The following is an 11,744-nucleotide window of genomic DNA, read 5'->3' as shown; positions in this document are numbered from 1 at the left end:
ACGACAAGATATGTATGCAGGCAAACGTATGTCGTGAAAAGTAGATGCAACAAAAACTGTGTTATGCAACAACTAAGCACGACTTTACACGACAAGATATGCATGCAGGCAAACTTATGTCGTGAAAAGTCGTGAAAAGCAGATGCAACAAAAAACTGTGTTATGCAACAACTAAGCACGACTTTACACGACAAGATATGCATGCAGGCAAACTTATGTCGTGAAAAGTCGTGAAAAGCAGATGCAACAAAAAAACGGTGTTATGCAACGACAGAACACGACTTTGCACGACAAGAAACGTATGCAGGTAGACTTATGTCGTGAAAAGTAGATGCAATATAAGACAGAGTAGATGTAACAAAAAAGCACGACCGAACACGACATTATACTTAAAGCTGCTGCTTTTTACCTTATTATATTTGATTTAGGCTGTTATCTAGTATTTTTTTTGTAATTTTGCATCTATTAGAAATAGATTAAACGAATATATTCGATAAGATAGAAAACTATGAATGTTTTAGAATTGTCAGAGCAAGAAATTGGTCGTCGCCAAAGCTTGCAAGAATTGCGCGAAATGGGTATCAATCCTTATCCTGCCGCAGAGTTTCCAACAAATGCTTACTCTACCGACATTAAAGAGCAGTTCAAAGAAGACGAACAACGCGAGGTTGTAATAGCTGGTCGAATGATGGGTCGCCGCGTTATGGGTAAGGCTTCGTTCGCAGAGCTACAGGATAGCAAGGGCAGAATACAGGTATATATTACTCGTGATGATATTTGCCCAGGAGAAGACAAGGATCTCTATAATAAATTCTTCAAGAAATTATTGGATATTGGTGATTTCATCGGTATCAAAGGTTTTGTGTTCAGAACACAAATGGGCGAGATCTCTGTTCACGCAAAAGAAATAACCTTATTATCAAAGAGTTTGAAACCATTGCCTGTTGTGAAGCAAAAGGACGGTGAGACTTTCGACAGCTTTGACGATCCAGAGCAGCGTTATCGCCAACGTTATGTAGACTTGGTGGTAAACGATGGCGTAAAAGATACCTTCCTAAAGCGTGCCACAGTGTTGCGCACCATGCGCAACTTCTTCGATGAAGCAGGCTATACTGAGGTGGAGACACCTACCCTGCAAACCATCGCTGGCGGTGCTAGCGCACGCCCTTTCATTACCCACTTTAATGCGCTCAACAACGATATGTATATGCGTATCGCTACAGAGTTGTATTTGAAGCGTTTGATCGTGGGTGGCTTCGAGGGTGTTTACGAAATAGGTAAAAACTTCCGCAACGAGGGTATGGATCGCTTCCACAACCCAGAGTTTACTTGTATGGAGCTTTATGTTCAATACAAAGACTATAATTGGATGATGAGTTTCACCGAACAGCTATTAGAGAAGATCTGTGTGGCTGTGAATGGTAAGCCAGAGGTGCAGATGGGCGATAAGGTTATTAGCTTTAAGGCTCCTTTCCGCCGTTTGCCTATTCTCGATGCTATCAAGGAAAAGACAGGCTTCGACCTTTATGGTAAGAGCGAAGACGAAATTCGCAACATTGCTGTAAACGAATTGAAGCTGGAAGAGATAGACGAGAGCTTTGGTAAAGGCAAGTTGATCGATGAAATATTTGGTGAGTTCTGCGAAGGCACTTATATTCAACCTACCTTTATCACCGACTACCCTGTAGAGATGTCGCCACTTACCAAGATGCACCGTTCTAAGCCAGGCTTGACCGAACGTTTTGAATTGATGGTGAATGGTAAGGAGTTGGCAAATGCTTACTCTGAATTGAACGACCCTATTGATCAGGAAGAGCGTTTCATCGAGCAAATGAAATTGGCCGACAAGGGCGATGACGAGGCAATGATCATTGATCAAGACTTCCTACGCGCATTGCAGTATGGTATGCCGCCAACATCGGGTATCGGTATTGGTATCGACCGCCTAGTGATGTTAATGACTGGTAAGGAATATATTCAGGAAGTGCTACTTTTCCCACAGATGAAGCCAGAGCCAAAGATCCCACAAAACAGTGTAAAGGAATGGGCTGAAATAGGCGTAGAAGAAAACTGGGTGTATGTGCTTCGCAAGGCTGGCTTCAATCTTATCACTGACATCAAGGACGAAAAAGCACAGGGCTTGCAACAGAAGTTGGGTGAAATCAACAAGAAGTACAAGCTGGGCTATGAAAAGCCTAGCCAAGAAGAGATACAGCGCTGGATAGATAAAGCTTAACCCAAACATCTCTAGCCCCCTCCCACCTCCCCCAATAGGGGAGGCTTCCCGATCGGATAAAGCGTGGAAAGAAACTTTGAAAAGGCAACTGCTACCCATAACGGAGCATCTGAAAGATGCAATATCAGTAGCCGTAGGTTAAATGAACGAAGTGAATGCAACATACGGATAGAATGGCAACATAATCGCTATCTGAAAGATAGCATATAAGGGGAAATTGATAGCGAAAACGCTTATAAACAAAAAAGTATATGAATATCTTTTCGAGGTTAGTACATAAATCGAGAAAATGGCTTCGTCTGCCATTCCTCCCTAATGGAGGGCTGGGCAGAGGATTAGGTTCTGTTGCTATCATAGGTAGCGGTAGTTGGGCTACTGCTATAGCGAAAGTGGTGGTGGAACATACCCACTATATTGGTTGGTACTTGCGCAGTGAGGAGAAAATAAAAGCCTTTGAGCAGCATGGGCATAATCCAAGCTACTTAACAAGTACCCACTTTGATGTAGACGAGATAGATTTCTCGGCTGACATTAATAAAATAGCGAAAGCATTTGATACCCTTATTTTTGTTACGCCCTCACCCTATTTGAAGGATTTACTTGATCAGATCACAGTAGACCTAAAGGGGAAAACGATCATTACTGCTATCAAGGGACTTGTTCCAGGCGAAAACCTCACTTGCTCGGAGTACTTTCATCAGCATTTCGGGCTTTCGTATGAACAATTGGCATTGATAGGTGGCCCTTCTCATTCGGAGGAGGTGGCTATGGAGCGTTTAACCTACCTCACTGTGGGGTGTGCTAACGAACAAAAAGCCGAAGAGATATGTAAGATTTTACGCTCTGACTATATCAAGGCTAAAACATCTAGCGATGTGTTAGGTATAGAATATGCAGCCGTACTGAAAAATGTATATGCCATAGTTGCAGGTATTTGCGCAGGTTTGAAGTATGGTGATAATTTCCAAGCCGTACTCATCTCTAACGCAATGCAAGAAATGGAGCGTTTCTTAACCACTATCAATCCGCTTAGCAGAACCATATCCGACAGCGTGTATATGGGCGATCAATTGGTAACAGGATACAGTAGCTTCTCGCGCAATCGCACTTTCGGTACGATGATAGGGAAAGGCTATAGCATTAAGTCGGCACAGGTGGAGATGCAAATGATAGCCGAAGGTTATTATGGCACAAAGTGTATGTACGAAATCAATAAAGAAGTGCAAGCAGAGATGCCAATGCTGAACGCCATGTACAATATATTATATAATGGTGCTGATGCAAAACAAGAAATAAAATTATTAACAGACTCATTTAGATAAACACAAATGGAAAGTATTAAATTAGACATTACAAAGGCTACCCAGTTTCTTAATCCGGGCGTAGTGGAGGCATACGCCCCACAAGTAGCAGCAGCTCAGGTAGCTCTTGAAAATGGTACATGTTCGGGTAACGACTTTTTAGGATGGCTACACTTGCCATCAAGCATTACAACAGATTTTCTTGCAGAAATAGAAAGCGTTGCTAACACCTTGCGTGAGAAGTGCGAAGTAGTGGTAGTAGCAGGTATTGGTGGTTCTTACCTTGGTGCGCGTGCCGTAATAGAAGGGTTAGGCAACAGCTTTGCATGGTTGATAGAAGATAAGAAGAACCCAACTATCCTTTTCGCTGGTAATAACATTGGTGAGGACTACTTGTCAGAGCTGACCACATATTTAAAGAATAAGAAGTTTGGAGTTATCAATATTTCTAAGTCGGGTACTACTACCGAAACTGCACTTGCTTTCCGTTTGTTGAAGAAACAATGCGAAGACCAGTTTGGTAAAGACTTTGCAAAGAATGTTATCGTTGCTGTTACTGACGAGAAGAAGGGTGCAGCACGTGTTACTGCTACACAAGAAGGTTATAAATCGTTTATCATTCCAGACAACATAGGTGGTCGTTTTTCTGTATTGACACCCGTTGGTCTTTTGCCAATTGCTGTTGCAGGTTTCGACATTAAGTCCTTAGTAGAAGGTGCTAAGGTTATGGAAGAAGAGACAAGTATCGACGTGCCTTTTGCTAACAATATTGCTGCTCGTTATGCTGCTGTTCGCCAAGCTTTGTATGCACAGGCTGGTAAGAAAATAGAGATTATTGCTAACTTCCAACCAAAGCTACACTACTTTGCTGAATGGTGGAAGCAACTTTATGGTGAGAGCGAGGGTAAGGACAATAAGGGTATCTTCCCTGCTGCATGCGACTTTACAACTGATTTGCACTCAATGGGTCAGTGGATACAAGAGGGTGAGCGCTCGATCTTCGAGACTGTCGTCTCTGTAGAGCAGTCTAACGCTACACTACTTTTCCCTCATGATGATGAAAACCTTGATGGTTTGAACTTCCTTGAAGGTAAGCGCGTTGACGAAGTGAACAAGATGGCAGAGCTAGGCACTCGTTTGGCTCATGTCGACGGTGGTGTACCTAATATCCATATTAGTGTTCCTACTTTAAACGAATACTATCTCGGTCAGCTCATTTATTTCTTTGAAAAAGCTTGCGGTATCAGTGGTTTGATAATGGAGGTAAATCCTTTCAATCAACCTGGTGTAGAGGCTTACAAAAAGAATATGTTTGCATTGCTAAACAAGCCTGGTTATGAGGCTGAAAGCAAGGCTATACAAGAGCGACTGACAAACGACAAGTAAGACTATGATAGGAGACATGTTCTTTTGACATGTCTCCTTGTTTTTCAGACAGAATCAACAAGATAGGCAAGGTCTTATCGTTATATTTCAGATGAATATGAGGAGAGCATTCAGATTGACAAGATGGTATCAATGATGGTCTGCTTCTCAACTTCGGCTCAGGCAGTTTAGAGTTTAAGCGAAAAATTTAGGGCCTATAAGAAAACCAACAATTGTAGGTTTCAGGCAGAAAGCTACAGATAGACTAGAGGTTTGTTATAAAATAAATAAATGTCTTGACAAGGTTCATTGCACTATTGTAAAAGAAAATTACGAAGATCATATCAAAAAATCATATTAATCATGTCAAGAGAAAAATAAAATTATGTCTCAGAAAATAAATATTCCTAGTCAGTTCTGTCCGCGTGTTGTATTGTTTGATATGGATGGCGTACTTTACAACTCTATGCCGAACCATGCAACGGCATGGCAGGAGGCTATGGCAGCGTTTAATATTCCTTTCACTGCAGCCGATGCCTATGCTACAGAAGGTGCACGTGGGGTGGATACCATTCGTAAATATGCGAAAGAACTTTTGGGTAAAGAGTTCACCGAAGCTGAAGCACAAAAAATTTATGATGTGAAAGCACACTACTTTCACGAAATGGGTGAAGCACCGATCTTTGAAGGTGTAAAAGAGTTGATGGGGAAAATTCGTAAGAATGGATTACAAATAGGTATTGTTACAGGTAGTGCTCAACTACCATTGATAGAGCGTTTGAAAGCCGACTTTGGTGAATTTATTACCAATAATAACATCACTACTGCCTACGATGTAAAAAGAGGAAAGCCCAACCCAGATCCTTATTTAATGGGTTTGCAGAAAGCAGGCAACTTATCACCCCACGAAGGTATTGTGATAGAGAATGCACCGCTCGGAGTTCGTGCAGGTGTTACTGCTGGTTGCTTTACAATAGCGATTAATAGCGGTCCGCTTGAAGATAAAATACTACTACAAGAAGGTGCCAATATGCTCTACCCTACTATTCAAGAGCTGGCAGACAATTGGGATATTCTCATAAGAGGGAGAGAATAACTCATAGAGCGAGCATAGCTGCTTTTGAAAAAAGGCGTAACATCATACGAAGAGTACCGATGCTACGCCTTTTTATATACGGCCTGTCTTTTACTTAACAGGAACTTCCTCTAAAGCCTTAACAAGCAACTTCCAGAAAGGTTCTGTTGAAGCTATTTCTGCTCTCTCTGTGGATGTGTGAGGACTGCGGATTGTAGGACCGAAACTTACAACATCCATACCTGGATACTTACCTAAGATAATAGAGCATTCTAAGCCAGCATGATCTACCTGAACAATAGCCTCTTCGCCATTCTGCTCCTTGTAAATGCGCTTCATCATATTGAGGATTTCGCTATTAGGATTTGGATCCCAACCACCGTAACTACCACTCAAGACAGACTTCATACCAGCCATATCAAAAGCAGCAACAACACGATTGACAACTACTTCCTTCATATCCTCACGGCTAGAACGAGCCAACACCTTAATATTAGCACTTGCAGGGGTAATCTCAATAATAGCAAGGTTAGAAGATGTTTCCACAACATTAGGATAAGCAGGAATGAAACGGATAACACCATCGTGGCAAGCAGTGATAGCATTGATCAAGTTATCCTGAATTTCAACAGGAACAAGGGCTGTAGGAGCTTCAGCTGGTTCACAGAAGAACTCAACACCCTTTTCGATCAACTTGAACTCATCGGCAACCAATTCTCGTTGTTTAGCCACCATTTCTTCGAGTGCCTTAACGTTAGCCTTTGGCAAAGCAAGTACTACTTCTGCCTTGAAAGGGATAGCATTACGCATATTACCACCATTCCAAGAAGCCAAGCGAGCACCCAATTCAGCAATTGCCTTACGCACTAAGCGTACCATTTCTTTGTTAGCATTAGCGCGACCCTCATTGATTTCCAAACCAGAGTGTCCACCTTTCAAGCCTTTTAAAGTAACCTTAACAGCTGTTTCTTGATTGTTTTCTACTTCCTTATATTCTAAAGAAGTGTCAATATCAATACCACCTGCTGAACCAATAACAAACTTGCCCCATGTTTCAGAGTCAAGGTTCATCAAGATATCGCCATGAAGAATGTCTGTAGGAAGGTCGTTAGCACCGAACATACCTGTTTCCTCATCGTTAGTAAGGACAGCCTCTAATGGACCATGCTTTAAATCGTTAGACTCCATTACAGCCATAATAGCTGCTACACCAAGACCATTGTCAGCACCAAGGGTAGTATCTGTGCCATAAACCCAACCATCAATGATGCGAGTTTGGATAGGATCGGTTTCAAAATTATGGTTGCTGCTAGGAGCTTTCTGTGGTACCATATCAATGTGAGACTGCATAACCACAGTTTTTCTATTCTCATAACCAGGAGTGGCTGGCTTACGGAAGATAACATTGTTAGCAGAATCTACAAAAGCCTCAATACCGATACGCTTACCAAAGTCGATCAAGTATTGGCGAACTTTCTCTGTATGACCTGATGGACGAGGTATTTTAGTCAACTCATCGAAGTTTCTCCATAGCCCTTCTGGCTTTAAATTTCTAATTTCACTCATATTCTAAAAATTTTAAAGGTTAGTGTTTCCTGACTAATTTACACTACGCTTCTTTGTAAAGCTAAGTGCAACCCAAGCATATATACCTAGCAAAATTACTAAGAATGTTTGGATTGTATGCACAATTAATACAAAATAGAGCGCACGGGCATCGCTTACTCCATAAAGTATCAACATTGTTTTAACGGCAAAATGCCAAGATCCTGCACCATTGGGCGTAGGAACGATAACAGCAATTGAGCCAACTACAAAGCTAACAAGGGCGCAAGTGAGTCCAAGACTAGCTGTTTCATCAAAACAAAAAAATGTAAGATAATAATGTAGGAAATAGCTTATCCAAATAGCAAAGCTAAAAAAGATAAACAGAGGAATATTCTTAACATCTTTCAAAGATAAGACACCTTGCCAAATACCTGAAAGTGTGTTGCCTATTCGCTTATTAATAGCAAGTTTTTTAAAGATAAAATACACCAAGATAAGAGCAGCTACACCACAAATCACTGTAACCATCCAACCCATCGGAGTAAACATTCCGAAAACATCATCAATACGCGTACCCGTCTTTGAGAAAAAGTTAGCAAAGACGCTAATTTGCAATATAAAAGCAAGCGCAGTAACGATTAATATTATTAATGTATCAACAGCTCGCTCGGTTACTACTGTTCCTAAGGCTTTGGGGAAATCTATCCTATCATATCTTCGTAACACGCCACAACGAGCAAATTCGCCTACACGGGGAACGATCAAACTAAGAGCATAGGAAAGAAAAATGGAATTAAGACAAACAGAAGTGCGAGGATGTTCGTTAACTGGTGCTAAAACTTGTTTCCATCTCCAGCCACGAAAGGCTTGTGCCAATACTCCAAAAGGAAGAGAAAGGATCATCCATGTCCAATTCATTTCATGAAGTAACACGTGCTGAATATTAGAAAAATCGAAATCACGATACATCCAATAAAGAATAGCCCCGCCCAAAAGGAGGGGTAACACTATCTTCACTGTGTTATTCGCAATTTTTCTTAGTTCCATAGTAAGAGCAAAGATAGACAAAAAGCACATAAAAACAAAAGAAAATGAGTATCTTTGTAGCGTAATAAAGAAAATTTATGAAATTAGTAAAACCAAAGAAGAACCTCGGTCAGCACTTTTTGACTGATCTCAGCATTGCCAAACGCATTGCCGATACGGTGGATGCGTACCCAGAGATACCTATCTTAGAGATTGGTCCGGGTATGGGAGTACTCACCCAATACCTTGTGGAGAAACCTAGGGAGGTAAAGGCTGTTGAGATCGACTCGGAGAGTGTGGCTTTTCTCTATGAGCGTTTTCCAAAGTTGCACGAGAATATCATTGGAAAAGACTTCCTAAAAATGGACTTAAATGAAATCTTCGATGGGAAACAGTTTGTCTTGACGGGCAATTATCCATACGATATTTCTTCACAAATTTTCTTTAAGATGCTCGATTATAAGGAACTTATTCCTTGTTGCACGGGTATGATACAACGCGAAGTTGCGCTCCGCATGGCAGCAACACCAGGTAACAAGGCATACGGTATTCTGTCAGTATTGATACAAGCGTGGTATGATGTGGAATATCTCTTTACGGTGGACGAGCATGTTTTCAATCCTCCTCCAAAAGTAAAGAGTGCAGTAGTCCGCATGATGCGTAATAATGTTACCGACTTAGGATGCGATGAAATTTTATTTAAACGCCTAATAAAGACTGTTTTCAATCAAAGAAGAAAGATGTTGCGTGTGAGTTTGAAGCAGATGATGAATAATGAAAAAGTGTCAGAAGGCTTCTTCGAACAAGAGATGATGACTAAACGCCCAGAGCAATTGAGTATTGAACAGTTTGTAGAACTTACAAACATTGTGGGCGAAGAACTAGCAAAAGAACAAGCATAAAAATGGACTTAACAGAAAAATATGAAGCCTTACTACCACAATTTAAGGGCTTAATAAGCGACGAAACAAATATAGTAGGTATACTCGCCAATGTATCAGCCCTGCTGCAAAGTACATTTGCAGATCGTTTTTTTTGGACAGGTTTTTATCTAAAGCAAAACGATACAACACTTACCCTTGGACCTTTTCAAGGTACAGTGGCATGCTACTCCATACCGTTTGGAAAGGGAGTTTGTGGGACAACATGGAAAGAAGGCAAAACCCTCATTGTAGACGATGTAGAAAAGTTTCCTGGACATATTGCTTGCAGCTCCTTGTCAAGAAGCGAAATTGTAGTTCCATTATACGATTCTAAACACAATTTCTATGGTGTGCTTGATATTGACAGTACGGAAGTTGGCACATTCAATGAGGTCGATAAGAAGTATTTAGAACAAATGATGGAGATTTTGATGATAGAAATAGAATACTTGTTATGAAAAAATAAGCGGTTTTCTTGTAATATTCTGAATTAATATCTATTTTTGTAGAAAAGAAAAAATATTATTACGAACACAATATGATAGACGTAAAAGAGACTTTAAGTGAAGCGAAAGATCGCATGGAGATGGCAGCAATGTACCTTGATGAGGAATTGCAACGCATTCGTGCAGGTCGTGCTAACGTTGCCATCCTTGACGGTGTGCGCGTAAGTTCATACGGACAAATGGTAGCTCTAAACCAAGTTGCCACTGTAATGGTACCAGATGCTCGCACCATTGCTATTAAGCCATGGGACAAAAAAGCAATAAAAGACATTGAGAAAGCCATTATGGATTCGGATGTTGGTATCACCCCAGAGAACAACGGTGAGATGATTCGTTTAAACTTACCTCAACCTACTGAAGAACGCCGTAAGGAGTTAGTGAAGCAATGTAATAAAATTGGTGAAAAGACAAAGATCCAAATTCGTAATATTCGTGCAGACATTAAGGAAATCTTAAAGAAAGCTATTAAGGATGGTTTATCTGAAGACCTTGAAAAAGATGCTGAAACCGAGTTGCAGAAAATACATGATAAGTATATTAAGCGTGTAGAAGAATTGCTTGCAGCTAAGGAAAAAGAAGTAATGACGGTATAAAAATGAGAATAAAAACCCCTTTAAGTATTATCTTTCAGAGAGAATACTCAAAGGGGATTATTGTATAATAACATCAAGTGAATGCGCGGATTAGTAATTAAAAACACAGGGAGTTGGTATAGTGTAAAAACAGAAGACGGTAAGATCGTAGAGAGCAAAATAAAGGGCAATTTCCGATTAAAGGGTATTCGCTCTACTAATCCTGTTGCCGTAGGCGATCACGTACAAATCATTACCAACCAAGAAGGTACAGCATTTATTTCAGAAATAGAAGATAGACGAAATTATATCATTAGAAAATCGTCTAATCTCTCTAAGCAAAGCCATATCCTCGCTGCCAATATTGACCAAGCATTTCTTGTTGTTACTACAAATTATCCTGAAACATCTACTACTTTTATTGATCGCTTTTTAGCGGGGGCCGAAGCTTATCAAGTTCCCGTAACACTCGTTTTCAACAAGATTGACCTATTAAACGAAGATGAACTGCACTATCAAAAAGCTGTTATCAACCTCTATGAAAGCATTGGCTATCAATGTGTAGAGGTGCAGGCAAATGCTAAAAAAGACAAAACTTCTAGCGCTGATACTTTAAAGCCATTATTAAAAGATAAAATAACATTATTGAGTGGGAATAGTGGCGTAGGAAAATCTACACTTATTAATTCACTATTGCCACACGTTAATCTACGCACTGCCGATATTTCAGATGCTCATAACACAGGTATGCACACCACTACTTTTAGCGAAATGTTAGAGTTGCCTAGTGGAGGATATATTATAGATACCCCGGGTATCAAAGGTTTTGGCACTTTTGATATTGAAAAAGAAGAGCTAACTAGCTACTTCCGTGAGATTTTTAAATTCTCTAAGGAATGTCGATTTTCCAACTGTACGCATACCCACGAACCAGGTTGCGCTGTTCGAAAAGCATTAGAAGATCATTATATAGCAGAAAGTCGTTATAACAGTTATCTTTCGATGTTAGAAGATAAGGACGAGGAGAAGTATAGAGCAGCATTTTAAAAGTTCTCTTACAGCTCGCTCCTAACTTCCTTCCTAGTAGAGAGAAGGAACAAAATCTTCCCTAGAAACGATTAAGAGCGTTAAGTTTCTTAAATTACCTAAGACCCTTAACACCCTTAATGCTTATACTCTTCCTATACAGGAG

10 protein-coding genes are annotated in these 11,744 nt (G+C 40.4%); 8 read left to right on the top strand and 2 right to left on the bottom strand.

What is annotated here, in order from left to right; genetic code table 11:
* Positions 1 to 508: 508 nt before the first annotated feature.
* The 4 genes from lysS (at position 509) to PREBIDRAFT_RS07515 (ending at position 5,998) form a co-directional block, all read left to right on the top strand.
* A complete protein-coding gene (lysS, locus tag PREBIDRAFT_RS07530) occupies positions 509 to 2,236 on the top strand; it encodes a lysine--tRNA ligase (protein ID WP_004337084.1) in 1,728 nt (575 codons plus the stop codon).
* Positions 2,237 to 2,487: 251 nt separating this feature from the next.
* Positions 2,488 to 3,558: an NAD(P)H-dependent glycerol-3-phosphate dehydrogenase gene (locus tag PREBIDRAFT_RS07525; protein ID WP_004337085.1), complete on the top strand. Its 1,071-nt coding sequence runs from the start codon at positions 2,488 to 2,490 to the stop codon at positions 3,556 to 3,558.
* Positions 3,559 to 3,564: 6 nt separating this feature from the next.
* Complete coding sequence (locus PREBIDRAFT_RS07520; protein ID WP_004337086.1) at positions 3,565 to 4,923, top strand: glucose-6-phosphate isomerase; 1,359 nt, start codon at positions 3,565 to 3,567, stop codon at positions 4,921 to 4,923.
* Positions 4,924 to 5,287: 364 nt separating this feature from the next.
* On the top strand, positions 5,288 to 5,998 hold the full coding sequence (locus tag PREBIDRAFT_RS07515) for an HAD family hydrolase (RefSeq protein WP_004337087.1): 711 nt from the start codon (positions 5,288 to 5,290) through the stop codon (positions 5,996 to 5,998).
* A 90-nt stretch (positions 5,999 to 6,088) separates the two neighbouring features.
* Here the strand turns inward: PREBIDRAFT_RS07515 and PREBIDRAFT_RS07510 are convergent, their stop codons facing one another.
* Together PREBIDRAFT_RS07510 and PREBIDRAFT_RS07505 are read right to left on the bottom strand one after the other, a co-directional pair.
* The gene (locus tag PREBIDRAFT_RS07510; protein WP_004337088.1) at positions 6,089 to 7,543 is read right to left on the bottom strand and encodes an aminoacyl-histidine dipeptidase; all 1,455 of its coding nucleotides are present in this window, start codon (positions 7,541 to 7,543) and stop codon (positions 6,089 to 6,091) included.
* A gap of 33 nt (positions 7,544 to 7,576) precedes the next feature.
* Positions 7,577 to 8,572, bottom strand: coding sequence for a lysylphosphatidylglycerol synthase transmembrane domain-containing protein (locus tag PREBIDRAFT_RS07505; RefSeq protein ID WP_004339583.1), 996 nt, complete (start codon positions 8,570 to 8,572; stop codon positions 7,577 to 7,579).
* Between the two features lie 77 nt (positions 8,573 to 8,649).
* Here PREBIDRAFT_RS07505 and rsmA point away from each other — a divergent pair, with 77 nt between their 5' ends.
* The 4 genes from rsmA (at position 8,650) to rsgA (ending at position 11,599) form a co-directional block, all read left to right on the top strand.
* A complete protein-coding gene (gene rsmA, locus PREBIDRAFT_RS07500) occupies positions 8,650 to 9,453 on the top strand; it encodes a 16S rRNA (adenine(1518)-N(6)/adenine(1519)-N(6))-dimethyltransferase RsmA (protein WP_004337090.1) in 804 nt (267 codons plus the stop codon).
* Positions 9,454 to 9,455: 2 nt separating this feature from the next.
* Entirely contained in the window at positions 9,456 to 9,932 is a 477-nt protein-coding gene (locus PREBIDRAFT_RS07495; protein ID WP_004337091.1) for a GAF domain-containing protein, read from the top strand.
* 80 nt (positions 9,933 to 10,012) lie between these two features.
* Positions 10,013 to 10,573 (top strand): ribosome recycling factor, encoded by a 561-nt coding sequence (gene frr, locus PREBIDRAFT_RS07490; protein WP_004337092.1) that lies wholly within the window; start codon positions 10,013 to 10,015, stop codon positions 10,571 to 10,573.
* Between the two features lie 81 nt (positions 10,574 to 10,654).
* Positions 10,655 to 11,599 carry a ribosome small subunit-dependent GTPase A gene (rsgA, locus tag PREBIDRAFT_RS07485; protein ID WP_004337093.1) on the top strand — a complete coding sequence of 315 codons (945 nt, stop codon included), beginning with the start codon at positions 10,655 to 10,657 and terminating at the stop codon, positions 11,597 to 11,599.
* Positions 11,600 to 11,744 lie beyond the last annotated feature (145 nt).

Source organism: Prevotella bivia DSM 20514 (genome assembly GCF_000262545.1).
GTDB lineage: Bacteria > Bacteroidota > Bacteroidia > Bacteroidales > Bacteroidaceae > Prevotella > Prevotella bivia.
This window is presented reverse-complemented; position numbering and strand designations above follow the sequence as displayed.